This window comes from Actinoallomurus sp. NPDC052308 (assembly GCF_040679195.1).
GTDB lineage: Bacteria > Actinomycetota > Actinomycetes > Streptosporangiales > Streptosporangiaceae > Actinoallomurus > Actinoallomurus liliacearum.
Genome location: NZ_JBFAUM010000004.1, coordinates 261,861 through 288,347, shown reverse-complemented (window position 1 = coordinate 288,347; position 26,487 = coordinate 261,861). Strand labels below are relative to the sequence as shown.

Here is a 26,487-nt window from a genome sequence, read left to right as displayed (position 1 = left end):
GCGACCCTACTGCGGCGACCCGCTGGGGCCGGGCGCCGTGTTCACCGGCCCCGGCGCGCCGGCCTTGGTCCAGCCCTGCGCGAGGAAGCCGAACGCGTCCGGCAGGACGCTGCGCACGTAGTCCCAGTCGTGGCCGCCGGGGCGTTCCTCGAAGACGGCCGGCACGCCCGCCGCGTCGAGCAGCTTCTTGAACCGCTCCGGCTCGCCCTTGATGACGTCGTTGTCCTCGTCCTCGGCGGCCGACATGAAGATCCGCACGCGCCGCGCGGCGGGGATGTTCTGATCCGGCCGGTTGGCGGTGATGGCGGCGGCCTGGTCGCCGAACATGTGCGACGGGTCGTCGACGTGGAAGTAGCCGGAGATGGACATCACCGCGCCGAACACGTCGGGGTGGCGCAGCGCGAGGTTCATCGAGCCGTACCCGCCCATGGAGAAGCCGCCGATCGCACGGTGCGCGGCGTCACGCCGGTGCCGGCCCTCGACGGCGGGGATGACCTCATCGAGCAGCCGGTCCTCGATCCGATCGGATCCGTCCACGGCGTTCGCCCACTCGGTGTCGTCGTGGTGGCTGCCGTTGCCGTCCGGCACCGCCAGTTCGAACGGCGTGCCGCCCTTGGCGACGTACGCCGCGACCTGCTTGGCGAGCCCTTCGTCGTCGATGAGCGTCTTCGGGTCGCTCGGCACGCCGTGCAGGAAGTACAGCACCGGCAGCATCCGCGTCTCCGGCACGTCGGGACGCCACACGTAGACCCCGTACGCCTTGTGGTCGACCGGGTCGGTGACCGTGATCCGGGTGAGCCCCGGCCGCGCCGGAGAGGGCGTGTCGACGTCCCGTGGCCGGCGCGTGGCGGCCGAGCCGTGATACAGGCCGACGTTCACGGTGAGGTACGCGATCCCGAGCGCCGCGGCGAGCGTCGCCGCCCACACGGAAAGGCCCGCCAACGGCGGGCGACGGGGCTTCTTCCTGCGGTGTTTCGACACGGTGCGGGCTCAGGCTAGGGGAGGGGACAAGCGTGACCAGACTTCCACATCGCTGGCGGACCAGCAGTTATTCCACGCGACATGGCGCACTCTTTACCCTTCGCCCGACAATTGGAACCCGAGCGGTATTCGGGTGACCGCCCGGTGAACCGAACCTGCCTGATCGTGGACCCGCGGACGCCGGTTAGGCTGCTGGGTATGCGATCGTGGCCCGCCCCCAAGGTCCCCAGCCTGGCCGAACACGGCCTCCCCACCCCCGGCGACGTCCGGCTGAGCGTCTACGACTCCTCCGCCGGCGCCGTACGCCCCACCGATCCCGGCCCGACCGCGCGGATCTACGTCTGCGGCATCACCCCCTACGACGCGACCCACCTGGGTCACGCCGCCACGTACCTGGCGTTCGACCTGGCGAACCGCGTCTGGCGCGACGCCGGCCACGACGTGCATTACGTACAGAACGCCACCGACGTCGACGACCCACTGCTGGAGCGCGCCGGCCAGACCGGAGAGGACTGGCGGGCGCTGGCCGAGCGGGAGATCTCGCTGTTCCGCGACGACATGACCGCCCTGCGCGTGCTTCCGCCCCGTGACTACGCCGGCGCCGTCGAGTCCATCCCGCTGATCATCGAGTTCATCGAGCTGCTCCGGGCCAAGGGCGCGACGTACGAGCTGGACGGCGACGTGTACTTCCCCATCTCCGCCGATCCGTCGTTCGGCGGGGTCAGCGGCCTGTCGCCGAAGGAGATGCTCCCGCTGTTCGCCGAGCGCGGCGGCGACCCCGGGCGCAAGGGCAAGAAGGACCCCCTGGACGCGCTGCTGTGGCAGGCCGAGCGCCCCGGAGAGCCGTCGTGGGACTCCCCGTTCGGCCGGGGCCGGCCCGGCTGGCACGTCGAGTGCGCGGCGATCTCCGTGCGCACCCTCGGCATGTCCTTCGACATCGAGGGCGGCGGCTCGGACCTGGTCTTCCCGCACCACGAGATGGGCGCCTCGCACGCCGAGATCGCCACCGGCGAGCGGCCGCACGCCAAGGCGTACGTCCACGCGGGCATGGTCGGCCTGGACGGCGAGAAGATGTCCAAGTCGCGCGGCAACCTCGTCTTCGTGTCCCGCCTGCGCGCCGCGGGCACCGACCCCATGGCCATCCGGCTCGCGCTGCTGGACCACCACTACCGGTCCGACTGGGAGTGGACGGAGGACGACCTCACCCGGGCCGAGGCGCGCCTGGCCCGCTGGCGTGAGGCGGTCCTGCTGCCGGCGGGCCCGCCGGCGGGCGACCTCGTCGGCCGGATCCGCCGGCACCTGGCCGACGACCTCGACGCCCCGGCGGCCCTCCGGGCCGTCGACGAGTGGGCCGACCACGCTCTCGGCGTCACCGACGAGGACCGCGAGGCCGACGGCGCGGCGCCCGGCCTGGCCCGCGTCGCCGTCGACGCGCTGCTCGGCGTCGAGCTCTAGGAGAACGCGAGGAGGGGAGGCGCGGAGCCTCCCCTCGTCAGCGTGTCACTGGGCGTCGCCGCGGCGGCGCAGGTAGCGCTCGAACTCCCGGGCGATCGCGTCGCCGCTCGCCTCCGGGAGCTCCGTCGCGTCCTTCTGCTCCTCCAGCGCGCGGACGTACTCCGCGACCTCGGAGTCCTGCTCGGCCAGCTCGTTGACGCCGTGCTCCCAGGCGCGCGCCTGCTCGGGCAGTTCGCCCAGGGACACCGAGAGGTCGAGGACGTCCTCCACCCAGCGCAGCAGCGCCAGGGTCGCCTTCGGCGACGGCGGCTGCGCCACGTAGTGCGGCACCGCGGCCCACAGCGACACCGTCTCCAGGTCCGCCTTCGCGCAGGCGTCCTGCAGCACGCCGAGGATGCCGGTGGGTCCCTCGTAGCGCGCCGGTTCGAGCTGCAGCCGGGTGGTCAGGGCGGCGTCGGAGGAGGCCGCGGTGATCGGCACGGGCCGGGTGTGCGGGGCGTCGGCCAGCAGCGCCCCGAGCAGTACCACGGTCCGGGCGTTCAGCTCGAGCATGATGCCGACCAGGTCACGGCAGAACGCCCGCCAGCGCATGTTCGGCTCGATGCCATGGACCAGTACGACGTCACGGTCGGAGCCGGGCATCTTCGCCACCGACAGGCGTGTCGTCGGCCAGCTGATGCGCCGGGTCTCCCCGTCGACCATCTCGACGGTCGGACGCGTGACCTGGAAGTCGTAGTAGTCGTCCGGGTCGAGTGCGGCCAGCGGGGTGGCGTCCCAGATGTCCTCCAGGTGCCGTACCACGCCGCTCGCCGCTTCTCCGGCGTCGTTCCACCCCTCGAAGGCGGCGATCACCACCGGGTCGACGAGCTCGGGCACGTCGTCGAGCTCGACCACGCGCTGCCTCCCAACCGACGTCCGATAAACGACATCTCCAGCCTATGTCCTGTACGCCCCCTGGCGTCCCCTGGAGATCACAGTGGACCGAACCGGCCGGTCATCGGCCGTCGGTCGTGCGGACGATGAGCACGTCGCAGGGGGAGCGGTGGGACAGGTTCGCCGGCACCGAGCCGAGCAGCCGGCCCGCGAGGCTGTTCAGCCCGCGGTTGCCGACCACGACGAGGTCGGCGCGGCGGTTCTCGGCGAGTTCCACGAGGGAGTCCACGGCGTCGCCCTCGACGGCGACCTCGTCGATGTCACGGGCCCCGGCGGCGACGGCCCGGTCGCGGGCGGCGCGCAGCGCGTCGTCGGCGGGCGTGGAGCCCTCGACCTTGTAGGCGAGGTCGCCGAGACGGTCGGCGGCGTGCTGGCGCTGGCGCTCGGGCATCGGGTGGTAGGCGCAGGCGAGGACGAGCGTGGCGCCGGCGTCGGCGGCGATCCGCGCCGCGGCCTCGACCGCCCGGAACGAGGATGTGGAGCCGTCGGTGCCGACGAGGACGGTGCTGTACGAACCCACGGGTCCTCCTTGGAGGAGACCAGGCCGGAGAAGGTGCCTGGCGATGGACGATCAGGACCGGCATATGGTGCCGTTCAGGACAACGCGTATCGACCGTAACGGTTACGGAACGCACGCGGACGGAGATGTCGATCACGTCCACGTCCCTCGAGGCGCGTACGAGCGGGCCTCCGGCGGCCGCGGATAGGCTTGGTGCTCATGAGCGCGACGCCAGAGACTTTGCGCCAGGCACTCCGCGACCGTGTCGTCGTGGCCGACGGCGGCATGGGGACGATGCTCCAGGCGGCCGGCCCGACCCTCGAGGACTTCGAGGGCCACGAGGGCTGTAACGAGGTCCTCAACGTCACCCGCCCCGACATCGTGCGCCAGGTCCACGCGGAGTACTTCGCCGCCGGCGTCGACTGCGTCGAGACCAACACGTTCGGCGCCAACATCGGCAACCTCGGCGAGTACGGCATCACCGAGCGCATCGAGGAGCTGTCGGAGGCGGGAGCGCGGATCGCCTGCGAGGTCGCCGCGGAGCTGTCGACGCCCGACCGGCCGCGCTGGGTGCTCGGCTCGATGGGACCGGGCACCAAGCTGCCGACCCTGGGTCACGTGTCGTTCGCCGAGCTGCGCGACGCGTACGAGCGCAACGCCGCCGGCCTGATCGAGGGCGGCGCGCACGCGCTCATCATCGAGACCTGCCAGGACCTGCTGCAGGCGAAGGCCGCCATCATCGGCGCCAAGCGGGCCATCGCCCGGGCCGGCACCGACACGGTCCTCATCGGCCAGGTCACGATCGAGCAGAACGGCGCGATGCTGCTCGGCTCGGAGATCGGCGCGGCCCTGACCGCCCTGGAACCGCTCGAACTGGACGTCATCGGCCTCAACTGCGCGACGGGCCCCGCCGAGATGAGCGAGCACCTGCGCTACCTGGCCCGCCACGCGACGACCGCGCTGTCGTGCATGCCGAACGCCGGGCTGCCGGAGCTGACCGCCGACGGCGCCTTCTACCCGCTGACCCCGGACCAGCTCGCCGACGCGCACGACACCTTCACCAGGGAGTTCGGCCTGTCGCTGGTCGGCGGCTGCTGCGGCACGACCCCGGAGCACCTGCGCCGGGTCGTGCGGAAGGTCCGCGGCCGGGAGCTCGCCGCGCGACGGCCGAGGCCGGAGGCGGGCGCCGCCTCGCTCTACCAGCACGTCCCGTTCCGGCAGGACACCTCGTACCTGGCGATCGGCGAGCGCACCAACGCCAACGGCTCGAAGGCGTTCCGCGAGGCGATGCTGGAGGCCCGCTGGGACGACTGCGTGAAGATCGCCCGGGATCAGGCCCGCGACGGCGCCCACATGCTCGACCTGTGCGTCGACTACGTCGGTCGCGACGGCGTCGCCGACATGAAGGAGCTGGCCTTCCGGTTCGCCACCGCCTCCACCCTGCCGATCGTGCTGGACTCCACGGAGCCGCCGGTCATCCAGGCGGGCCTGGAGATGCTCGGCGGCCGCGCCGTGATCAACTCGGTGAACTACGAGGACGGCGACGGCCCGCAGTCCCGCACCGCCCGGCTCATGCCGGTCGTCAGGGAGCACGGCGCGGCGGTCATCGCCCTGACCATCGACGAGGAGGGCCAGGCCCGTACGGCCGAGTGGAAGGCACGGGTGGCCACGCGGCTGATCGAGGACCTCACCACGAAGTGGGGCATGCGGGCCGAGGACATCATCATCGACTGCCTCACCTTCACGATCGGCACCGGCCAGGAAGAGTCCCGGCGCGACGCCGTGGAGACGATCGAGGCGATCCGCGAGATCAAGCGGCGGCACCCGAACGTCCAGACCACCCTGGGCCTGTCGAACGTCTCGTTCGGGCTCAACCCGGCCGCCCGGATCGTGCTCAACTCCGTCTTCCTCAACGAGTGCGCCAACGCCGGCCTCGACTCGGCCATCGTGCACGCCTCCAAGATCCTGCCGATGGCGCGGATCCCCGACGAGCAGCGCCAGGTCGCGCTCGACCTCGTGTACGACCGGCGCCGGGACGGCTATGACCCGCTGCAGCGGTTCCTGGAGCTGTTCGAGGGCGTCGACGCCGCCGCGATGCGCGCCGACCGCGCCGCGGAGCTGGCCGCCCTGCCCCTGTGGGAACGCCTCAAGCGCCGCATCATCGACGGCGAGTCCGACGGCCTGACCGCCGACCTGGACGAGGCGCTGGCGCAGCGCCCCGCGCTGGAGATCGTCAACGAGGTGCTGCTCGACGGCATGAAGACGGTCGGTGAGCTGTTCGGCTCCGGTGAGATGCAGCTGCCCTTCGTGCTGCAGTCCGCCGAGGTGATGAAGGCCGCGGTCGCCCACCTTGAGCCGTACATGGAGAAGAGCGACGAGGGCGGCAAGGGCCGCATCGTGCTGGCCACCGTCAAGGGCGACGTCCACGACATCGGCAAGAACCTCGTCGACATCATCCTGTCCAACAACGGCTACGAGGTGGTCAACCTCGGCATCAAGCAGCCGATGTCGGCGATCCTCGACGCGGTCGGGGAGCACCGGGCCGACGTGATCGGCATGTCCGGTCTCCTGGTCAAGTCGACCGTGATCATGAAGGAGAACCTCGAGGAGCTCAACTCGCGCGGGCTGGCCGGCCGCTGGCCCGTGCTGCTCGGCGGCGCCGCGCTGACCCGCGCGTACGTCGAGCAGGACCTCGCCGAACTGTTCGACGGGGAGGTCCGCTACGCCCGCGACGCCTTCGAGGGACTGCGCCTGATGGACGCCTTCATGGCCGTCAAGCGCGGCGAGGCCGGCGCGGCGCTGCCGCCGCTGCGCCGCCGCCGGGTCACCGGCGGCGCGAGGCTCCAGGTGACCGAGCCCGAGGACATGCCGAAGCGCTCGGACGTGGCCACCGACAACAAGATCCCCGACCCGCCGTTCTGGGGCGACCGGGTGGTCAAGGGCGTGCCGATGGCCGACTACGCCGCCTACCTGGACGAACGGGCCACCTTCATGGGCCAGTGGGGCCTGCGCGCCGCCCGCGGCGGCGACGGCCCGTCGTACGAGGAGCTCGTCGAGACCGAGGGGCGGCCGCGGCTGCGGATGTGGCTGGACCGCATCCAGACCGAGGGCCTCGTCGAGGCCGGCATCGTGTACGGCTACTTCCCCTGCGTCAGCGAGGGCGACGACGTCGTCCTGCTCCATGACGACGGCTCCGAGCGCACCCGGTTCACCTTCCCCCGGCAGCGGCGTGACCGGCACCTGTGCCTCGCCGATTTCTTCCGGCCCCGCGAGTCCGGCGAGACCGACGTGATCGGCTTCCAGCTCGTGACGGTCGGCTCGAAGATCAGCGAGACCACACAGGAGCTGTTCGAGAAGAACTCCTACCGCGACTACCTGGAGTTGCACGGCTTGTCGGTACAGCTCGCGGAGGCGCTCGCCGAATACTGGCACACCCGCGTCCGCGCGGAGCTGGGATTCGGCGGCGAGGACCCCGGGGACCTGGACGCGTTCTTCAAGCTCGGCTACCGGGGCGCGCGGTTCTCCCTCGGCTACGGCGCCTGCCCGGACCTGGAGGACCGCGCCAAGATCGTGGACCTCCTGCGGCCGGAGCGGATCGGCGTGACGCTGTCGGAGGAGTTCCAGCTCGTCCCCGAGCAGTCCACCGACGCCATCGTCGTGCACCACCCGGAGGCGAAGTACTTCAACACCTGACGCCGTCCGGGGACCCGGTCACCCCGAGGGGGAGTCCGCACCGGGTCGGCGATCGCGACGCCGTCCGGAGACGCCGTCACCCCACGGAGAGCCCACACCCGGCCGCGTCGGCGACCGCAGCGCCGTCCGGAGACGCCGTCACCCCGCGGAGAGCCGGCGGACCGCCACGCCGACGAACTGCTCGGCGTGGACGAACCCGTAGTCGCGGGAGTCCCAGCTCGTGGGCGCGTTGTCGCCCAGCACGACCAGGGCGCCCGGCGGCACGGTCGAGTGCGGGGTCTCCCGCAGGCACGGCACCCGGTCCACCGGCACGGGATCGCCGGCCACCGCGATCACCCGCTTGATGAACAGGAACCCATCCGGGTGCATCAGCTCGATCGGCACCTCCGGGACCTCGTCCTCCGGAGCCGGATCCAGGTCCGGGGGCGGTGCGTCCAGCGTCGGCGGCTGAATCCGGACCACCACGATCTGGCCCACGCGTACGCGCCGGGTCCGGCGGACCAGCAGCCGGTCGCCGGCGTAGAGCGTGGGCTCCATGCTGGGGCCGTCGACGGTGGTGACCAGGTAGCGCCGGCGTACCCATCCGGCCAAGACGCCGGCCACCACCAGCAGGCCGCCCACCGCCGCCGCGAGCGACGTCATCCGAGGTCCTCCCAGAGGTGACGACTCCGTCGCGGGTTCACCCGGCCGCCTCCTGGTATCCGGCCGCCTGCAGCCGGAACAACCGGGCGTAGTCGCCGTCCGCCGCCATCAGCGTCTCGTGGGTGCCGAGTTCGGCGACGCGCCCGCCGTCGAGAACCGCGATGAGGTCGGCCTCCCGTACTGCGCTGAGCCGGTGTGAGATCAGCAGGCTGGTACGGCCGGCGCGGTGGCGGCGCATCTGGGCGTGGACCTCGTGCTCGGCCTCCGGGTCGAGCCCGGAGCTGGGCTCGTCGAGGATCATCAGGTCCCGGCCGTCGCGGACGAAGGCCCGGGCCAGCGCCAGACGCTGCCACTGGCCGCCGGACAGCACCACACCGGTGTCGGGGTCGTCCTTGTCGGCCTCGGAGAAGAACATCCGGGTCAGGAGGGTGTCATAGCCGCGGGGCAGCCCGGCGATCCGGTCGTGGACGCCCGCCCGCACGGCCGCCCGCTCGACCTCCTCCGGCCGGTCGAGCACGCGGATGTCACCGACCGCGATGTTCTCCCGCGCGGTCATGTCGTAGTTCATGTGATCCTGGAACACGGCGCTGACGCGCTCGCGCAGCGCAGCGGGCGGGATGTCGCGCAGGTCCACGCCGTCCCACAGGATCCGTCCCCGGGTCGGGTCGTACATCCGGCACAGCAGCTTGACCAGCGTGCTCTTGCCCGCGCCGTTCAGGCCGACGACGGCGGCCGCCCGGCCGTGCGGGATCGTCAGGGCGACGCCGCGCAGGACCCAGGGGTGGTCGTCGCTGTAGCGGAACCACACGTCGCGGAACTCGATGCCCCGCCGCAGCTCCGCGGCGTCCCCCGCGGCGGCGCTCGGCAGGTCCGGTTCCGCCCGGGTCACCGCGACGTAGTGGGTGAACGCCAGCAGACGGCCGTGGGCGGTGGAGATGGAGGCCGTCAGCAGGTCGAGAGCGGTCTGCACGCCGCCGACCGCGGCGAGGAACATGGTGACGTCCCCGACGCCGAGCGCGCCGTGCCGCGCCGCCATGATGGCCCACCACAGGCCGCCGCCGGCCACCGCCGCGCTCAGCGCGGTGAGACCGCCCTGGACGGCCAGCTCACGCCGGTCCATCCGCCGTTCGGCCGTGTTGCCACGCTCGCGTTCGGCCATCATCCGGGCGCGCAGGAAGGCGCCGATGCCGAAAAGCCGGATCTCGGTGGCCGCCTGTACGTCGGTCAGCAGGCGGCTGTAGAAGAACTCCCGGCGATGGGTCTGCTCGGTCGCCCACTGCATGCCCGCCCGGCTCCGCGACAGCAGGAGTTCGGCGATCAGCGCCGGTACGGCGGACAGCAGGACCAGCGCGGTCATCAACGGGCTGATGACCAGCAGCGATCCGACGAAGCCGATGAGGGACAGCACGCCCCGCGCGACCCCGCAGACGGAGTCGACCAGGTATCCGGTGCTGCCGCTCGCCTCCTGTGCCAGGCGCAGCCGGTCCAGGAAGACCGGATCCTCGAATCGCCGCAGCCCGACCTGGCGTTCGGTCGCGGCGAACAGCCGGCCGGTCGCCTCGGCCCCGGCGACCCGTCCGGTCTGGGCCCGCAGGTAGCGGCCGATCCCGGGGAGGGCCGCGGCGGCCAGCCCGGCGACCACCAGCGCGGCGGCGGGGCCCGCGACCGCGCCGTGGGACGTCGTCAGCCGGTCGATCACCGTCTTCGTCAGCCACGCGGTCGCGATCGGGGCGGCGGACTCGGCCAGGGTGACCAGGAGATATCCGGAGACGCCGCCGGGCGCCGACCGCCAGGTGAGCGTGGTCGCCTCGGCCCCGGCGACGGCCAGTTCCCGCAGGCGGGCGTGCCGTCTCATCGGCGTGGCCCGCCCGTTTCCCGGCCCGTGTTCGACGTTCTCATACCGGGGATTCGATGGGCAGGTCCTCCAGGCGTCCGGCCGCGGCCACCACCCGTTGCTCTCCGTCGATGAGGTACAGCGCCGGCGTCCAGGTGTTCTGGAAGGCGCCGCTCACGGCGCCTTCGTAGCCCTCGACGACGACGCGGACCGCCGGCGACAGGACCGCGAGCAGTTCGGGGTCCTCACCGGTGACCACCGCGAGCCGGGGCAGGCCCGTCGCGAGCCCCGCGAAGCGCGGCGCGAGGTCGTGGCACGGCTCGCAGCCCGCGGAGAAGAAGCCGACCAGTCCGATGAGGTCCGCGCGGGAGAGCGGCTCGCCGTCGACGGTCGTGGTGGCGAAGTCACCGACCTCCGAGCCGGGTTTCAGCGCCGTCGGCGGCCCGGCGTGCCGCGGCTGCGCCGCGCCCTGCTCCCGGAGCCGGCGGATCAGAGCGAGCGTGAGGAAGAGGTTCAGCACGCACAGCAGGCCGATGAGGACGACGGCGGCGGCTAGGTAGGGCATCAGGGATTCCTCGCGAGCAGGTCGACGATGTCGTCGAGAAAGACGATCAGCACCGCTCCGACGAGCCCGGCCGCCGCGGCCACCGCGACTCCGGCCGCGGGCGGCAGGCCGCCGGGGGACAGGCCGCCGAGCGCGGCGCAGGAGAACAGCACTCCGTTACGGACGAGATGGCGGGGGCCGAGCGGAGCGCTGGAGGGGCCGAAGCAGCGGCAGGTCGCACGGCGTCCGCGCCGTATCGCGGCCGCGATGGCCGTGGTGAAGGCGGCCAGCAGCACGGCGGCGAGACTGAAGCCGTACGACGTGGTGGGCGGCGCGACCAGCAACAGGGGCACCAGCGCCTCAAGGGCGGTCGTGACGACCGCCAGGAGCCGGGCGCGGCCGGGCCACGCCGGCACCAGCGCGGGCACGGACCTGGCGAAGCCGTCGAGGTCGCGGAGCTTGGAGACGGCCGACACGGCGAAGACCAGCCCGATCAGGCAGGCGCTCCCGATCCGCATGAGTTCCACGCGCGCTCCTCACAGAACACCCGTCGCGGGCGGAGACGTCACGTCCCCGCCCGCGAGGGACCTCACGGTGATCCGCAGGCACCGACCACGGCGGTGTTGCATCCCTCGTTGAGGCAGCACACACGGAGGTAGTACAACCCGCGGTAGCAGTAGTTCGACCTGCTGCAGCCGGCGGACGCGGTGGCCTTCGGGGCCACGCGAGCCAGCAGACGATCGATGAGACGCGTCATGGGTCTCCTATCCCGGCCGTGACGGCCGTGCCCGGCAGTTCGGCCATGATCATCGGACCGACCGGATTATGGCACAAGGCCTGGACCGCAACTCCGGTAAAATGACCAACTCTTCCCAGGTGCTCGTGCTGTTGGCGGTCGTCCATTGCCCCACTTCCGCCCGGGATGTGAGGAGATGGTGCGCGTGCTACAGGCGGTCCTGTTCGACATGGACGGGCTGCTGCTCGACTCCGAGCGGCTCTGGCTGGAGGCCGAGGCCGAGGTGATGGCCTGGCTCGGCGGCTCGTGGGGGCCGGAACACCAGGAGTTCCTGGTCGGCGGCTCGCTCGACCGCACGGTCGCCTACATGCTCGACCTGACCGGCGCGCCCGCCACCCCCGAAGAGGTCGGCGGCAGGCTGCTCGACGCGATGGCCCGGCGCTTGCGGGCCGAGGTCCCGATGATGCCGGGCGCCCGCGACCTGCTCGACGAGGTCCGCGCCGCGGGCCTGCCGTCCGCCCTGGTCTCCTCCACCCACCGGGCGCTGATGGAGCACGCCCTCGACGGGATCGGGCGCGACAGCTTCACCGTGACGGTGGCCGGGGACGAGGTGAGCCGCACCAAGCCCCACCCGGAGCCGTACCTGGCGGCGACCCGCCTGCTCGACGTCGACCCGCGCCGCTGCGTCGCCCTGGAGGACTCGCTCAACGGCGCGACCAGCGGCGCCGCCGCGGGCTGCCACGTCGTCGCCGTGCCCAGCGTGGTGCCGATCGAGGAGGCCCCGCGCCGCACGGTCGTCGCCTCCCTGCAAGAGGTCGACCTGGACCGCCTGCGCGCCCTGATCCGACCCTGAGGTCATGCCCGGGGAGTACCCGGAACGGTCCCGGAGGAGGAGCGCCGAACGCGTCATGACGTGTCAGGATGGAGACGTCATGAAAAAGGCCGGAACGAACCGGCCGGTCCGGCGGCGTCCGTCCGCGCCGGGCGGGCCGGCGGACCGGCCGGGTCGCTGGTGAGGTGTGCGATGAGCGATGTCCTTCTGTTCACGATCAGCCTGGCGGCGACCGTGCTGGGTCTGCTGGGCAGTTGGGCGGCCTACCGCAGGCGTGGCGCCGCGTCCGGCATGCGGGGCGCCGCCTGGTCCATGGTGCCGATGGGCGCCTACCTGACCGGCCTCACCAAGTTCCTGTCGGACCTGGTCTTCAGCCCGGTCAAGTGGGCGGGTGTCGCCCTGTTCGGTCTGGGCGCCCTGCTGTACGTCGCCTCCGGCGTCATGCTGCGGAAGGGCCCGGCCGCGGACGGCGGGTCCGGCCGGAAGAACGCACCGAAGAAGGCGCCGAAGAGCGCGCCCAAGGGCGCGGCGTCCAAGGGCGCGGCGTCCAAGGGCGAGCTGCAGAGCCGCCGGCCGACCGCCGGACCGGCCGTCGACCCGGACCTGGCGGAGATCGAGCAGATCCTGAAAAACCGTGGTATCAGTTGATGACCTGCGAAGATATCGACAGGTGATAACGCTCCGCGTTCGCGGCATCGCGTTGCCGTGACGCACGTCTGCCCTTGATGACGACCGGATCACAATCGAGACACGGGTACTAGCGCCAGCCTGCTCACGGGCGTGAGAGTCATCCCGGAGGGGATACGGTTCCCTCTCCGACGGGCCGGAACCACAGGAGTCCGCAGGTGGACTCCTTGGTGGCCCGCGGATGAACAACGCGGCCGAATGTGGGAGGTACCTGTCGTGACCGCACCGATCGAGGTCACCGGGTCGGAGCTCGAGGCCAGGCCCGACGCCGTCCTCGGCGGCGCGCGGAAGATCGAGGGACGCTCCCTCGGTCAGATCGCGCTCATGCGCCTGCGGCGCGACAAGCTCGCGATGGGCGGCGGCATCGTGGTGCTCCTGCTGATCCTGGTGGCGATCTTCGCGCCCTTCCTGAGCGACTGGTTCGGGCACCCGCCGAGCGAGTTCCACCAGGACCTGATCGATCCGAACCTGCAGCGCCCGCTGCACGGCCCGTGGCACTCGGGGATCAGCGGGAAGTTCCCCCTCGGCATCGAACCGACCAACGGCCGGGACATCTTCAGCCGCATCGTGTACGGTGCCCGGATCTCGCTGCTGATCGCCTTCCTGGCGACGCTGCTGTCCGTGGTGATCGGCACCGTCCTCGGCATGATCGCCGGTTACTTCGGCGGCTGGGTCGACACCCTGATCGCCCGGGCGATGGACGTCTTCCTGGCCTTCCCGATCCTGCTGTTCGCGATCGCGCTGGGCGGCGTCGTCCAGGGCAAGGCGTTCGGGCTCTCCGGCAACGGCCTGCGCATCGGCTTGCTGATCTTCATCATCGGCTTCTTCAACTGGGCCTACATCGGCCGGATCATCCGCGGTCAGACGCTCACGTTGCGGGAGCGGGAGTTCGTCGACGCCGCGCGGGCGATGGGCGCGCGGGCTCCGTACATCCTCTTCCGCGAGCTCCTGCCGAACCTCGTCGCCCCCATCCTGGTCTACTCCACCCTGCTGATCCCGACGAACATCCTGTTCGAGGCGGCGCTGTCCTACCTCGGTGTAGGAGTCAGCGAGCCCACCCCGACCTGGGGCGGCATGCTCTCCCAGGCGGTCCCGATCTACTCGGTCGACCCCTGGTTCATGGTGGTGCCCGGTCTGGCGATCTTCGTGACGGTGCTCGCGTTCAACCTGTTCGGCGACGGCCTCCGCGACGCGCTCGACCCGCGGGCCCGCTGACCACACGCCTTCTCCAAGAAACCCCCACAAGGAGGAACGTAGCCAAATGAGGAGATCAATCCCTCTCGTCGCGACAGGGCTCGCGGCGACCCTCGCCCTGGCCGCCTGCGGCGGCGGGAGCGGCGGTTCGGGCGGCACCAGCGGCGATGGCACGTTCAACGCCGCGCTGACCAAGCCCGTGAACGCGTCGACCAAGACCGGCGGCACCCTGCGCCTGGCCAACTCGGGTGACTGGGACAACATCGACCCGGCCGACACGTACTACGCCTACTCGTGGGACTTCGCCCGTGTCTATGGCCGGACGCTGATGATGTTCAAGTCCGTGCCCGGCAAGGCCGGCACGGAGCTGACCCCCGACCTCGCGCAGGGCCCGGGTCAGCACAGCGCGGACCTGAAGACCTGGACGTACAAGCTCAAGCCGGGCATCAAGTACGAGGACGGCACCCCGGTCCGGGCGCAGGACATCAAGTACGACGTCGAGCGGACGCTGGACAAGAAGGTCTTCCCGAACGGGCCGACCTACTTCAACGACTACCTCGACCTGCAGGGCTACACCTCGCCCTACAACGACAAGACCCCCGGCAAGCTGGGGCTAAAGGCCGTCGAGACGCCGGACGATCAGACGATCATCTTCCACCTGAAGAAGCCGTTCGCCGCGTTCGACTACTTCGCGATGCTGCCCTCGACCATGCCGGTCCCGCCGGCCAAGGACACGGGCGCGAACTACAAGCAGCACGTCGTCGCCACCGGCCCGTACAAGTTCGAGAACTACACGCCGGGCAAGTCGATGACGCTGGTCCGCAACACCAACTGGGACCCCGCCACCGACCCGAACCGCAAGCAGCTGCCCGACCGGATCGAGGTGCAGCTCGGCATCAACGCCGACGACCTCGACAACCGTCTCATCAACGGGTCGCTGGACAGCGACGTCGTCGGCACCGGCGTGCAGGCGGCCGCCGCGGCCAAGATCCAGTCGCAGCCGCGGCTCAAGAAGAACGCCGACTCGGCGCCGACGGCCCGCCTCTGGTACACCGCCATCTCCGGCGACGTCGCGCCCTTCGACAACGTCCACTGCCGCCGCGCGGTGGAGTACGCGGCCGACAAGCAGGCCATGCAGACCGCCTTCGGCGGCCCGCTGTCCGGCGGTGACATCGCCACGCACCTGATGATGCCGCTGATCCCCGGCAGCAAGGACGTCAACCCCTACCCGTCCGGCCCGGGCAACCACGGCGACATCGCCAAGGCCAAGCAGGAACTCGCGGCCTGCGGCAAGCCCAACGGCTTCAAGACGGTCCTCACGGCCCGCACCGAGCGGACCAAGGAGGTCAACGGCGCGCTGGCCCTGCAGCAGAGCCTGGCCAAGGTCGGCATCCAGGCGGAGATCAAGAAGTTCCCGCAGGGCGACTACTTCAAGCTGTACGCCGGTAAGCCGGAGTACGTGAAGAAGAACGGCCTCGGCCTGATCATGATGGCGTGGGGCGCGGACTGGCCGGAGGGCTTCGGCTACCTCTCCCAGATCGTCGACAGCCGCGTCATCCGCGACGCCGGCAACACGAACCTCGGCGTCAAGGACCCGGCGGTCGACAAGCTGGTCGACCAGGCCGCGACGACCGCCGACGCGACCGCCCGCAACGACCTGTGGGCACAGGTCGACGCCAAGGTCATGGACGACGCGTACATCATGCCGTTCCTCAACGTGAAGGGCCTGCTGTACCGCCCGCCGGGCGTGAAGAACGTCTTCGTGAACCAGGGCCTCAACGGCCTGTACGACTACGCCCAGATGGGCGTGAAGTAACCTCCGCTCCCTAGAAGGCAGGTGAAGGCCGTCGGTGGCCGGCGGGCGACCCGCCCGCCGGCCACCGTGGCCGGGCACTGTGGTCACATTCCTCATCCGGCGTCTGATCGCCGCGATCGCGCTGCTCGTCATCGTCAGCATGGTGACCTTCGCGATCTTCTTCCTCGTCCCGAGGCTGACCGGGGCCACCACCGCGGACCTCGCGTCGCGGTACGTCGGCAAGAGCGCCGGACCGCAGGCGATCCACGAGGTCGAGGTACGGCTCGGGCTGAACAGGCCGGTGGCGATCCAGTACTGGAACTTCGTCAAGGGCATCATCATCGGCGCCCACTACGACTTCGGACCCTCGAAGGTCTACTGCGGGCCACCGTGCTTCGGCTACTCCTTCATCAACCAGACGCCGGTCTGGCCCGACCTGCTCGACCGGGCCCCGGTCACCCTCTCGCTCGCGGCCGGTGCGGCGATCATCTGGGTGCTGTTCGGTGTCGCGACGGGCGTCGTCTCCGCGCTGAAGCGGGGCACGGCCGTCGACCGCATCTCGATGGGCATCGCGCTGGCCGGCGTCTCACTGCCCATCTTCTTCACCGGCCTGGTGTCGCTGGCCATCTTCCGCGACAACCTCAACTGGTTCCCCAACGCCGGAACCTATGTCGGACTGACCCAGAACCCGCTCCAGTGGGCGTCGGCCCTAGCCCTGCCCTGGGTCACCCTCGCCTTCCTCCAGGCGGCCCTGTACGCCCGGCTGACCCGGGCGGGCATGCTGGAGACGATGGGCGAGGACTACATCCGGACGGCACGCGCCAAGGGCCTGCCCGAACGCACCGTCGTCGTCCGGCACGCCCTGCGGTCCACGCTCACCCCGGTGCTCACGATCTTCGGTCTGGACCTGGGCATCCTGCTGGGCGGCGCGGTGCTGACCGAGAGCACCTTCTCCCTGCCAGGGCTGGGCAAGTTCGCCATCGACTCGATCAACAACAACGACCTTCCGCGCGTGCTCGGCGTGGTGATGATGGGCGCGTTCTTCATCGTGCTGTGCAACCTCGTCGTGGACATCCTGTACGCCGTGGTCGACCCGAGGGTGAGGCTGTCGTGACCGAGGACCAGACCGCGGGCCCGGCCGCCGGCGCGGCGTCGCAGTCCTTCCTGGACGTCCGGGACCTGCGCATCCACTTCCCGACCGACGACGGGCTGGTCAAGTCCGTCGACGGACTGTCGTTCCAGCTCGACCGCGGCCGCACGCTCGGCATCGTCGGGGAGTCCGGCTCGGGCAAGAGCGTGACGAGCCTCGGCCTGCTCGGCCTGCACAACCGCCGCAACGCGCGGGTCTCCGGCGAGATCTGGCTGGACGGCCAGGAGGTCATCGGCTCCTCACCGGAGCAGGTGCGCCGCCTGCGCGGCCGGAAGATGGCGATGATCTTCCAGGATCCGCTGTCGTCGATGCACCCGCTGTACACGGTCGGCGCGCAGATCATCGAGGCGTACCGGCTGCACAACGACGTCAGCAAGGAGGTCGCGCGCAAGCACGCGATCGACATGCTGGGCCGGGTCGGCATCCCGCAGCCGGACCGGCGGGTCGACGACTACCCGCACCAGTTCTCCGGCGGCATGCGGCAGCGCGCGATGATCGCCATGGCGCTGTCCTGCGACCCCGAACTGCTCATCGCCGACGAGCCCACCACGGCGCTCGACGTAACGGTGCAGGCGCAGATCCTCGACCTGATCCGTGACCTGCAGGAGGAGTTCAACTCCGCCGTCATCATGATCACGCACGACCTGGGCGTGGTCGCGGAACTGTCCGACGACATCCTCGTGATGTACGGCGGCCGGTGTGTGGAGTACGGCTCGGCCGAGGACATCTTCCACCGGCCCGAGCACCCCTACACCTGGGGCCTGCTCGGCTCGATGCCGCGCCTGGACCGCGACCGGTCCGAGCGCCTCATGCCCATCAAGGGCTCCCCGCCCAGCCTCATCAACGTCCCGGTCGGCTGCGCGTTCAGCCCCCGCTGCGGGTACGCGGAGCTCAACGAGGGCCGCAGCGAGACCGAGCGGCCGGAACTCCGCGAGGTCGCGCCCGGCCACCGTGTCGCCTGCCACCTGGGCAGGGAGGACCGGCGCCGCATCTGGAACGAAGAGATCCGGCCGAAGCTGTGATCGAGGAGATCGTGGGGGACGGGCACGCCGCGCCGGCGCGTACCGTCGTCGAATGGCACCGGCCGAAGAGCCGGATCGAACTGGAGAGACAGTGACTACACCCGACAGCGAGGTCGTGGCGGACCAGCGGCCGGCCGGTGACGGCGACGCGCTGCTGGAGGTCCGCGGGCTCCGCAAGCACTTCCCGGTCACCCGTGGCGCGATCGTCAAGCGCCAGGTGGGCGCGGTCAAGGCGGTCGACGGGGTCGACTTCGCGGTGCGCGCGGGCGAGACGCTCGGCCTCGTCGGCGAGTCCGGCTGCGGCAAGACCACCACCGGCCGGATGATCACTCGGCTGCTGGAGCCGTCGGACGGGCAGATCATCTTCCAGGGCCAGGACATCACCCACGTGTCCCAGGGCAGCATGCGGCCGCTGCGGCGCGACCTCCAGATGATCTTCCAGGACCCGTACTCCTCGCTGAACCCCCGCAAGACCGTCGGGTCGATCATCGGAGCGCCGTTCCGGCTGCAGGGCATCGCGACCGAGAGCGGCGTCAAGCGGGCCGTGCAGGACCTGCTCGAGGTCGTCGGGCTCAACCCCGAGCACTACAACCGCTACCCGCACGAGTTCTCCGGCGGGCAGCGCCAGCGCATCGGCATCGCCCGCACCCTCGCGCTGCGGCCCAAGCTGATCGTCGCGGACGAGCCGGTCTCCGCGTTGGACGTGTCGATCCAGGCTCAGGTCGTCAACCTCCTCGAGGACCTGCAGGAGGAGTTCAACCTCACCTACGTCGTCATCGCCCACGATCTGTCGGTGGTGCGCCACATCTCCGACCGCGTCGGCGTGATGTACCTCGGCAAGCTGGTCGAGCTGGCCGACAGCACGGCGCTGTACAAGAGCCCGATGCACCCCTACACCGTGGCGCTGATGTCGGCGGTTCCGATCCCCGACCCGACCAAGCGCAAGGGCCGCGAGCGCGTCCGGCTGCAGGGCGACGTCCCCAGCCCGCTGAACCCGCCGCCGGCCTGCCGCTTCCACACCCGCTGCTGGAAGGCCCAGGAGATCTGCGGCAAGATCGAGCCGCCGCTGGTCGAGGTGCTTCCGGGCCACCGCGTCGCCTGCCACTTCCCGGAGAACGCCCCCGAGGGCGCAGGCGCCAAGGTGACCAAGGCGGCCGAGACGGCCGAGGAGGCCGGCCACGCCTGACCGCGGACCGGCCGGATCCGAGTGGCGGAGATCTCATGCGGCGTTTTGCCGGAATGATGCACTGACTGCAATAATTTACCGGTGAGAGGTAGATTCGCGGCCTGTGCCGTCCTTCTCGTGCTCGGTGCCACCGCCTGCGGCGGGGGTCGGACCACGGTGCGCCTCGACACGTCGTTCGACCAGGCGTCGTCCCGTGTCGTGTACCCGTCCACCGTGCGCGGGGGCACCCTGCGCCTGGCCGCCACGGACGCCCCGGTCTCCCTCGACCCCGGCGACGTCGGCCTGGCCTACGAGGCCGACCTCGCCCGCCTGTACGCGCGCTCCCTCGTCACCTACGCCGCGGCTCCCGGATCGGCCGGGCTGCGGCTCGTCCCCGACCTGGCGGAGTCGCTCGGCCGGCCCAGCGACGGCGGCCGGACCTGGACGTACAAGCTGCGCCCCGGGATCACGTACGAGGACGGCACCCCGGTCCATGCTCGTGACGTCAAGTACGCGATCGCGCGCGGCTCCTACACCGCCCAGCTCACCCACGGGCCGCGCGACCTGCGCGAGGCCCTCGCCGGCAAGTACTGGGGCCCCTACCTCGACCGCGACCTCGACCACTTCACCGGCGTGACGACGCCCGACGACCGCACGGTCGTGTTCCACCTGAAGAGGCCCGACTACGACTTCGACCAGCTCGCGGCCGGCCCTCAGACCGCTCCCGTGCCGCGGGCGAAGGACACCCGGACCGACTACGAGAAGCACCCGATGTCGACCGGGCCGTACCAGTTCGCCCGGCACGACGTCGGTAAGGGCTTCACGCTGGTGCGCAACCCGCACTGGCACGACGATCCGAACCGCGCGGCGCTGCCCGACCGCATCGAGGTGACCGAGAAGGTCGCCGCCGCGGACCTCGACGCGAGGCTGGGCTCGGGGGCCCTGGACGCCGACCTGGCCGGCGCCGGCGTCCAGCCCGCCACCCGGACCACGATCCTCGGCGCGCCCGCCGCGAAGGCCCGGGCCGACGACCCGATGACCGGGCTCGTGCACTACGCCGCGCTGTCCACCCGTGTCCGGCCGTTCGACAACGTCCACTGCCGGCGCGCCGTCCAGTACGCCGTCGACCGCACGGCGGTCCAGCGCGCCTACGGCGGCCCCACCGCGGGCGTGCCGGCCACCGGCGTCCTGCCGCCCACGGTCACCGGGTACCAGGCCGCCGACCCGTACCCGCACGACGTCGCGCGGGCACGGCAGGAGCTCGCGGCGTGCGGCCACTCGAGCGGGTTCACCACGGGCCTCGCCGTGCGCGGGGACCGGCCGGGCGACGTCGCCGCCGCCCAGGCCCTGCGCCAGGCGCTCGGGCAGATCGGCATCGACGCGCGGGTGACCACCCTGTCGGCGTTCCAGTGGGGCAGCACGGCCGGTTCGCCCGCGTACGCGCACCGGCACGGCCTGGGCGTACTGATCGACTCCTGGGCCGCGAACCGGCCCACCGGGTACGCCTTCCTGCGGCCCCTCACCGGCGCCGTCGCGAAGGTCAACAACCCGAACCTGATGGAACTGCGGGACGCGCGGGTGAACCGGTTCCTCGCCCTGGGAGCGCGGACCCCCGACGCGACGCGCCGCGCGCAGCGGTGGACCGAGGCCGACCGCGCCGTCATGGCGACGGGCGCCTTCGTTCCGCTCCTGACCGAGAAGACCGTGCTGTACCGGCCGCCCGCGCTCGCGAACGCCTACGTCCACCCCGTCTACGGGATGTACGACTACGCCGCGCTCGGCCTCCGGACCAAGGCCCGGACGTCGTCGTCCCGCTGACCGGCGGGGCCGCCCGGCCGGGCAGGGGGACGATGGCGCCGACCTACTCGAAGGCGATGGCCTTGAGGACGTCCATGCGGGAGGCGCGCCAGGCCGGCCACAGCGCCGCCAGGACGCCGATGACCGCGGCCAGTACGAGGTAGCCGATCAGGGTGGCGACCGGCACGCTCAGGACGGTCAGACCCTGGCCGCTGAGCGCCCGCTGGAAGCCGATCCCGGCGACCACGCCGATGGCGATGCCGAGCACCGCGCCGAACGCCGCGATCAGCACCGACTCCAGCCGGATCATCCGCCGCGTCTGCCGGCGGCTCGTGCCGATCGCCCGGAGCAGCCCGATCTCCCGCGTCCGCTCGATCACCGACAGCGCGAGCGTGTTGATGATCCCCAGCGCGGCGATGACGATCGACAGGGCCAGCAGCGCGGTCAGCAGCAGCACGAACTGGTCGACGCTCTGCTGGACGCTCTTCTTCACGTCCGACCGGTCCTGCACCTTGAGGCCGGGATAGGCGCTCAGCGCCTGCTCGACGGCCTTCTTCGTGGCGGTGTCGGCCTTGGTGACGTTGACCATCAGGGCGACGCCCGTGGGGTGGTCCGTGTGCGCCAGGTAGGCCGGCAGCGCCAGCACCCGGGACCCGACCAGGGGGTTCCTGGCGTAGATCCCGGCGACCCGCACCGACGCGGTGCTCCCGTCGGGGAAGCGGACGCCGACCGTCGAACCCACCCGCAGCCGGTCCGAGGTCGCGGTCGGCCGGTCGACCAGGAGGCCGTCCCGGCCCAGGTCCGTCGACCCCGACACCAGCGACAGCCGGGCGGCGCGCTCCAGGTCGGCGGGGCGTTCGGTGGCCACGAACGACCTCGTCCCGCCGCCCGCCGCGAACCGGCCGGAGTACAGGGCCGTGACCTGCTCGACCCCCGGCGCGGCCCGCACCGTTTGAGCCGGCTCCGCCGGGCTGAAGATCCGTTCCGCCGCGGTGACCATGTAGTCGGCGGCGAAGCTCCGGTCGACCTGCCGGGAGATCGACGCCTTCGCCGACGCGCTCACCACGTTGATCCCGCTGACGAGGGCCAGCCCGATCATCAACGCGGAGGCGGTGGCCGCCGTACGGCGCGGGTTGCGCAGGGCGTTCTGCGTCGCCAGGCGTCCCGGCGTCCGGAACAGCCGCGGGTAGGCGACGCCGAGCGCCCGCACGACCGGACGGGCGAGCACCGGCGCGAGCATCGCCACGCCCAGGAACACCAGGGCGAGGCCCACACCCAGCAGCGCCGCGCCGGAACCGCCGAGTCCGAGCCCGCCCAGGACCGCCCCCGCGGCGGTCACCGGCGACCCGGCCACGACCCGGATCCGCAGCGACCGCTGCGGCGTCGCGACGTCGTCGCGCATCGCGGCGACCGGCGGGATCCTCGCCGCCCGGCGGGCGGGGAAGTAGGCGGCCACGACCGTGACGACCATGCCGACGACGTACGACCACAGGACCGGCTTGTAGGTGAACGCCAGCCCGCCACCCAGGTCGGCGCCGAGCGCGTTGAACAGCGTCCGCAGCAGCACCGCCAGGCCCACGCCGGAGCCCAGCCCCACGGTCGAGCCGACGAGGCCGACGCCGACCGCCTCGCCGAGCACGGCGCGGGTGACCTGCCGGCGCGAGGCGCCGACCGCGCGCAGCAGCGCCAGTTCCCGGGACCGCTGGGCGACCAGCATCGAGAACGTGTTGAAGATGATGAACGCGCCGACGAAGACCGAGATGACCGCGAAGATCAGCAAGGCCGTCCGGATGAACGACATGATGGTCGCGACCTGACTCTTGTTCTCCTCGCGCAGCTTCGTACCCGTGATCGCCTCGTAGTCCGGCGACGGGAGCGCCCGCTGGATCCGGTCGCGCAGCGCCGTCTCCGAGACGCCCTTCCGCGCCGCGACCGTGATGTCGCTGAACCGGCCGGGTCGCAGCAGCAGTCGCTGCGCGGTGCCCTGGTCGAAGGCCGTGACGGTCGCGCCCATGAGACTGCCGGAGTCGATGGTCCCCACGACCGTCACCGACTGGGTCGGCCCCTGGACGAGGACACGGGCCCGATCCCCGACCTTCAGACCGGCCTTCTCCGCCGTCTGCCGGTCGATGGCGACCTCGCCCGCGCCGGCCGGGCCGCGCCCGGCCGTGATGGGAAGGTTCCGGTCGCCGGAGTCCCAGCCGACACCCAGTTGCGGCGGTCCGGAACCACCGACCACCTTGCCGTCCTTGCCGACGACCGCGGCGAAGCCCGTCACCCCGCCGTGCGCCCGCGCCACGCCGGGCACCCGGCCGACCATCGCGACCAGGGACGAGGGCAGCGTCGGCGCCGCCGCGCCGTCATCGGACTCGACGACCTTCTTCGGGCGGACCTCGACCGCGACGCCCTTGCCGGTCCGGGAGAACAGCCGGTCGAACTGCCGGCCCATCGTGTCGGTGAACACCAGCGTGCCGGCGACGAACGCCACACCCAGCACCACGGCGAACGCCGTCAGCGCCAGGCGTATCTTGTGCGCCACGAGGTTGCGCACGGTGACCTTGAGCATCACCGGTAGCCGGCCCCCGGCAGCTCGAAGCCCTTCATGCGCTCCAGCACCTTCTCGGCCGTCGGATCCTGCATCCGGTCCACCAGCCGTCCGTCGGCCAGGAACAGCACGAGGTCCGCGTAGGCGGCCGCCACCGGGTCGTGCGTCACCATGACGACCGTCTGCCCCATCTCCCGCACGGAGTTCCGCAGGAACGCCAGGACCTCCGCCCCGGACCGGGAGTCCAGGTTGCCGGTCGGCTCGTCCGCGAAGATGATCTCCGGGCGGCTCACCAGCGCGCGGGCGCACGCCACCCGTTGCTGCTGGCCGCCGGACAGCTCGCTCGGCCGGTGGGACAACCGGTCACGCAGCCCGATCGAGTCGACCACGGTGTCGAGCCACGCCTGGTCCGGCCGCCGGCCGGCGATGTCCAGCGGCAGGGTGATGTTCTCCAGCGCCGTCAGCGTCGGGACCAGGTTGAACGCCTGGAAGATGAAGCCGATCCGGTCTCGCCGCAACCGGGTGAGCCGCTTGTCGTCCAGCCGGGTCAGGTCCACGTCGCCGACGAAGACCCGCCCCGAGTCCACCGAGTCCAGCCCCGCCATGCAGTGCATGAGCGTCGACTTGCCCGAGCCCGACGGCCCCATGATCGCGGTGAACCGGCCGGCGGGCAGATCCACCGACACCTCGTTCAGCGCGATGACCTTCACGTCACCCCGGCCGTACTCCTTGACGAGCCGGTCGGCGCGCGCGGCCGGTGCGACGGAGACCGGCCCGGGAGGCTCGGTCACGGGGGAGGGGATATCAGGCACGGAACAGTACTCCCTGCTCACATACGGTGCTTTGTCTCGCATGAGACTAAAACCCGGGGTGAGCGGTTTCGTCGGCCCAGCGGACGGAGGCCGCTTCCACCCGCAGACGGAGCGTCCGCGCCGTCTCCTCCTAGGGGAGGACGCGGCCCGGGGGGTTTCCGGCAGATCCGGTGATCTGCCGGAAGGCCTCAGCTCTGACCCGGCTGGGTGAGACCCGTCTCGTACGCGAAGACGACGGCCTGCACGCGGTCGCGCAGCCCGAGCTTGGCCAGGAGGTTGCCCACGTGCGTCTTCACGGTCGTCTCACTCACGACGAGCTCCGCCGCGATCTCCGCGTTGGACAGCCCGCGGGCGACGTGCCGCAGCACCTCCAGCTCCCGCTCGGTCAGCATCCGCAGCCCGCGCGGCGGCGCGGTCTCCCGCACGGCCGGCAGCCGCGTCGCGAACTTGTCCAGCAGCCGCCGTGTCACGCTCGGCGCGACGATCGCGTCGCCGTTCGCCACGATCCGGATCGCCGCCACCAGGTCCTCCGGCGGCGCGTCCTTCAGCAGGAACCCGCTGGCCCCCGCCCGCACCGCCTCGACGACGTACTCGTCCAGGTCGAACGTCGTCAGGATCAGCACCCGCGGGTCGTGGGTCGCGGCGCCCTCCCGGACGATCCGGCGCGTCGCCTCGATCCCGTCCACGCCCGGCATCCGGATGTCCATCAGGACCACCTCCGGCAGGAGCGTCCGCGTGAGCTCCACGGCCTGCGCGCCGTCGCCGGCCTCGCCCACCACCGCGATGTCCGGCTCACCCTCCAGGATGAGCCGGAAGCCGGTGCGCAGCAGCGGCTGATCGTCGACGAGGAGCACCCTGATCGTCACCTAGACCTCCAACGGGAAACGGGCGCGGACTTCGAACCCACCACCGGAACGCGGCCCGATCCGCAGATCGCCACCATAGAGGGCGACACGCTCACGCATGCCCACCAGCCCATGCCCACGGCTGCCGTTCTGGCCGAGCCCGGCCGCCAACCCCCGGCCGTCATCCTCGACCTCCACCATGAGCTGCCGGTCCGTGTAGTGGATCCGCACCCAGGCACGCGCCTGCGGACCCGCGTGCTTCAGCGTATTGGTCAGCGCCTCCTGGATCAGCCGGAACGCCGCCAGATCCACGCCCGGCGACAGCGACCGGCTCTCACCCTCGATCCACAGCTGCACCTGCAGCCCCGTCTCCCGCAGGTGATCGACCAGCTCGCCCACGTCGCTCACCCCCGGCTGCGGGGACAGCTCACCGCGTACCGGCTCCGCCTCCGTCCGCAGCACCCCCACCAGCCGCCGCATCTCGCCCAGCGCCGTACGCCCCATCTGCTCGATGGTCGTCAGCGCGTCGCGTACCGCGTCCGGGTCACGCTCCAGGATCCGCCGCGCCGCGCCGGCCTGAACGGTCATCACGCTGACGTGGTGGGCGACCACGTCGTGCAGTTCCCGCGCGATCCGCGACCGCTCCTCCGTACGCGCCGCCCGCGCGTCGGCCTCCCGCGCCCGCTCCAACCGCCGCGCCCGGGCCTCCAGCTCGTTCAGGTAGGCCCGGCGCAGCCGCAGGCTCCGCCCCAGCCACCAGACGCCCACGAACAGGATCGTGTTGCTCACCGCCGGCCAGAAATCGGCGCCCACACCGACCAGCAGCGCGATGAACACCAGCAGCGTCACCACGCCCACGGACAGGCTCGTCGCCAGCCCGCGATGCGCCGCGAGGGTGTACGTGGCGATCAGCACGGCCACGGCGGGCGCCGACATGTCATAGCCCATCGCCGTCAGCAGCACGCAAACACCGACCATGAACGCCAGCACCGAGACGGGCAGCCGCCGCCGCATCGTGAGCGACAGCAGGGCCACGCCGCTGAGGCCCACGCTGAAGACGTCCGGCCCCTTGGGCACGCCGTCGTCTCCCTGCAGCACCATCGCGGTGATGAAGGTCACCGTCAGCAGCACGGACATCAGCGCATCCGTCGCGATCGGATGCGCCTCCAGCCACGCGCGGCGACCACGGATCAGCTCGGACACACCCACACGTTAGGGCGTGTGACCGTGAGTGGTCCCCTCCTGCACGCGGATCCCTTCTCCTCCTCCGGGAGGAGGACACCGCCCCGGGCGGCGGAGAGGTCCTCGGGCCGGGCGGCCGGGAGG

The 26,487-nt window shown here is 71.5% G+C and carries 22 protein-coding genes; 10 read left to right on the top strand and 12 right to left on the bottom strand.

The window, feature by feature from the left end:
* Nucleotides 1–6: 6 nt before the first annotated feature.
* Nucleotides 7–942: an alpha/beta hydrolase-fold protein gene (locus AB0L00_RS15930; RefSeq protein ID WP_364433929.1), complete on the bottom strand. Its 936-nt coding sequence runs from the start codon at nt 940–942 to the stop codon at nt 7–9.
* A gap of 231 nt (nt 943–1,173) precedes the next feature.
* Between AB0L00_RS15930 and mshC the strand changes: the two genes are divergently transcribed.
* Nucleotides 1,174–2,436, top strand: a complete 1,263-nt coding sequence (mshC, locus tag AB0L00_RS15925; protein WP_364434454.1) for a cysteine--1-D-myo-inosityl 2-amino-2-deoxy-alpha-D-glucopyranoside ligase — start codon at nt 1,174–1,176, stop codon at nt 2,434–2,436.
* Between the two features lie 45 nt (nt 2,437–2,481).
* Here the strand turns inward: mshC and AB0L00_RS15920 are convergent, their stop codons facing one another.
* On the bottom strand, nt 2,482–3,330 hold the full coding sequence (locus AB0L00_RS15920; RefSeq protein WP_364433926.1) for a PAC2 family protein: 849 nt from the start codon (nt 3,328–3,330) through the stop codon (nt 2,482–2,484).
* 100 nt (nt 3,331–3,430) lie between these two features.
* Complete coding sequence (locus tag AB0L00_RS15915; protein ID WP_345346810.1) at nt 3,431–3,889, bottom strand: universal stress protein; 459 nt, start codon at nt 3,887–3,889, stop codon at nt 3,431–3,433.
* Between the two features lie 198 nt (nt 3,890–4,087).
* Here AB0L00_RS15915 and metH point away from each other — a divergent pair, with 198 nt between their 5' ends.
* Nucleotides 4,088–7,561: a methionine synthase gene (gene metH / locus AB0L00_RS15910; RefSeq protein WP_364433924.1), complete on the top strand. Its 3,474-nt coding sequence runs from the start codon at nt 4,088–4,090 to the stop codon at nt 7,559–7,561.
* Between the two features lie 138 nt (nt 7,562–7,699).
* On the opposite strand, the gene AB0L00_RS15905 is transcribed toward metH, so the two are convergent.
* The 5 genes from AB0L00_RS15905 to AB0L00_RS15885 form a co-directional block, all read right to left on the bottom strand.
* On the bottom strand, nt 7,700–8,203 hold the full coding sequence (locus AB0L00_RS15905; protein ID WP_364433921.1) for a S26 family signal peptidase: 504 nt from the start codon (nt 8,201–8,203) through the stop codon (nt 7,700–7,702).
* A gap of 37 nt (nt 8,204–8,240) precedes the next feature.
* Nucleotides 8,241–10,058: an ABC transporter ATP-binding protein gene (locus AB0L00_RS15900; protein WP_364433918.1), complete on the bottom strand. Its 1,818-nt coding sequence runs from the start codon at nt 10,056–10,058 to the stop codon at nt 8,241–8,243.
* Nucleotides 10,059–10,098: 40 nt separating this feature from the next.
* On the bottom strand, nt 10,099–10,602 hold the full coding sequence (locus AB0L00_RS15895; protein ID WP_364433915.1) for a hypothetical protein: 504 nt from the start codon (nt 10,600–10,602) through the stop codon (nt 10,099–10,101).
* Nucleotides 10,602–11,099 (bottom strand): MauE/DoxX family redox-associated membrane protein, encoded by a 498-nt coding sequence (locus AB0L00_RS15890; RefSeq protein ID WP_364434452.1) that lies wholly within the window; start codon nt 11,097–11,099, stop codon nt 10,602–10,604. The genes AB0L00_RS15895 and AB0L00_RS15890 overlap by 1 nt, the downstream gene beginning before the upstream one ends.
* A gap of 71 nt (nt 11,100–11,170) precedes the next feature.
* Nucleotides 11,171–11,338, bottom strand: a complete 168-nt coding sequence (locus AB0L00_RS15885) for a hypothetical protein (RefSeq protein WP_364433912.1) — start codon at nt 11,336–11,338, stop codon at nt 11,171–11,173.
* A 175-nt stretch (nt 11,339–11,513) separates the two neighbouring features.
* On the opposite strand from AB0L00_RS15885, the gene AB0L00_RS15880 reads away from it, so the two are divergent.
* From AB0L00_RS15880 to AB0L00_RS15845, 8 genes are all read left to right on the top strand, one after another.
* Nucleotides 11,514–12,170 carry an HAD family phosphatase gene (locus AB0L00_RS15880; protein ID WP_364433909.1) on the top strand — a complete coding sequence of 219 codons (657 nt, stop codon included), beginning with the start codon at nt 11,514–11,516 and terminating at the stop codon, nt 12,168–12,170.
* 171 nt (nt 12,171–12,341) lie between these two features.
* On the top strand, nt 12,342–12,797 hold the full coding sequence (locus AB0L00_RS15875; RefSeq protein ID WP_364433906.1) for a hypothetical protein: 456 nt from the start codon (nt 12,342–12,344) through the stop codon (nt 12,795–12,797).
* A gap of 255 nt (nt 12,798–13,052) precedes the next feature.
* A complete protein-coding gene (locus AB0L00_RS15870; RefSeq protein WP_364433903.1) occupies nt 13,053–14,051 on the top strand; it encodes an ABC transporter permease in 999 nt (332 codons plus the stop codon).
* A gap of 46 nt (nt 14,052–14,097) precedes the next feature.
* Complete coding sequence (locus tag AB0L00_RS15865; protein ID WP_364433900.1) at nt 14,098–15,846, top strand: ABC transporter substrate-binding protein; 1,749 nt, start codon at nt 14,098–14,100, stop codon at nt 15,844–15,846.
* Nucleotides 15,847–15,925: 79 nt separating this feature from the next.
* On the top strand, nt 15,926–16,939 hold the full coding sequence (locus AB0L00_RS15860) for an ABC transporter permease (protein ID WP_364433897.1): 1,014 nt from the start codon (nt 15,926–15,928) through the stop codon (nt 16,937–16,939).
* Nucleotides 16,936–17,997 carry an ABC transporter ATP-binding protein gene (locus AB0L00_RS15855; RefSeq protein ID WP_364433895.1) on the top strand — a complete coding sequence of 354 codons (1,062 nt, stop codon included), beginning with the start codon at nt 16,936–16,938 and terminating at the stop codon, nt 17,995–17,997. Before AB0L00_RS15860 ends, AB0L00_RS15855 begins: the two co-directional genes overlap by 4 nt.
* A gap of 91 nt (nt 17,998–18,088) precedes the next feature.
* The gene (locus tag AB0L00_RS15850) at nt 18,089–19,183 is read left to right on the top strand and encodes a dipeptide ABC transporter ATP-binding protein (protein WP_364433892.1); all 1,095 of its coding nucleotides are present in this window, start codon (nt 18,089–18,091) and stop codon (nt 19,181–19,183) included.
* A gap of 81 nt (nt 19,184–19,264) precedes the next feature.
* Nucleotides 19,265–20,980 carry an ABC transporter substrate-binding protein gene (locus AB0L00_RS15845; protein ID WP_364433889.1) on the top strand — a complete coding sequence of 572 codons (1,716 nt, stop codon included), beginning with the start codon at nt 19,265–19,267 and terminating at the stop codon, nt 20,978–20,980.
* Between the two features lie 43 nt (nt 20,981–21,023).
* Here AB0L00_RS15845 and AB0L00_RS15840 read toward each other — a convergent pair whose 3' ends face one another.
* The 4 genes from AB0L00_RS15840 to AB0L00_RS15825 all read right to left on the bottom strand — a co-directional run bounded on the left by AB0L00_RS15840 (nt 21,024) and on the right by AB0L00_RS15825 (nt 26,364).
* Nucleotides 21,024–23,525 (bottom strand): FtsX-like permease family protein, encoded by a 2,502-nt coding sequence (locus AB0L00_RS15840; protein WP_364433886.1) that lies wholly within the window; start codon nt 23,523–23,525, stop codon nt 21,024–21,026.
* Nucleotides 23,525–24,295, bottom strand: a complete 771-nt coding sequence (locus AB0L00_RS15835) for an ABC transporter ATP-binding protein (RefSeq protein ID WP_364433883.1) — start codon at nt 24,293–24,295, stop codon at nt 23,525–23,527. Before AB0L00_RS15835 ends, AB0L00_RS15840 begins: the two co-directional genes overlap by 1 nt.
* Nucleotides 24,296–24,504: 209 nt before the next feature.
* Entirely contained in the window at nt 24,505–25,182 is a 678-nt protein-coding gene (locus tag AB0L00_RS15830; RefSeq protein WP_345346765.1) for a response regulator transcription factor, read from the bottom strand.
* Nucleotides 25,183–26,364, bottom strand: a complete 1,182-nt coding sequence (locus tag AB0L00_RS15825) for a sensor histidine kinase (protein WP_364433879.1) — start codon at nt 26,362–26,364, stop codon at nt 25,183–25,185.
* Nucleotides 26,365–26,487: the final 123 nt, after the last annotated feature.

Excerpts from the sequence above, each read along its gene's own strand:
- AB0L00_RS15895 (WP_364433915.1), bottom strand. The coding sequence starts at position 10,602 with ATGCCCTACCTAGCCGCCGCCGTCGTCCTCATCGGCCTGCTGTGCGTG.
- AB0L00_RS15905 (WP_364433921.1), bottom strand. The coding sequence starts at position 8,203 with ATGACGTCGCTCGCGGCGGCGGTGGGCGGCCTGCTGGTGGTGGCCGGC.
- metH (WP_364433924.1), top strand. The coding sequence starts at position 4,088 with ATGAGCGCGACGCCAGAGACTTTGCGCCAGGCACTCCGCGACCGTGTC.
- AB0L00_RS15900 (WP_364433918.1), bottom strand. The coding sequence starts at position 10,058 with ATGAGACGGCACGCCCGCCTGCGGGAACTGGCCGTCGCCGGGGCCGAG.
- AB0L00_RS15880 (WP_364433909.1), top strand. The coding sequence starts at position 11,514 with ATGGTGCGCGTGCTACAGGCGGTCCTGTTCGACATGGACGGGCTGCTG.
- AB0L00_RS15865 (WP_364433900.1), top strand. The coding sequence starts at position 14,098 with ATGAGGAGATCAATCCCTCTCGTCGCGACAGGGCTCGCGGCGACCCTC.
- AB0L00_RS15840 (WP_364433886.1), bottom strand. The coding sequence starts at position 23,525 with ATGCTCAAGGTCACCGTGCGCAACCTCGTGGCGCACAAGATACGCCTG.
- AB0L00_RS15885 (WP_364433912.1), bottom strand. The coding sequence starts at position 11,338 with ATGACGCGTCTCATCGATCGTCTGCTGGCTCGCGTGGCCCCGAAGGCC.
- AB0L00_RS15875 (WP_364433906.1), top strand. The coding sequence starts at position 12,342 with ATGAGCGATGTCCTTCTGTTCACGATCAGCCTGGCGGCGACCGTGCTG.
- AB0L00_RS15890 (WP_364434452.1), bottom strand. The coding sequence starts at position 11,099 with ATGCGGATCGGGAGCGCCTGCCTGATCGGGCTGGTCTTCGCCGTGTCG.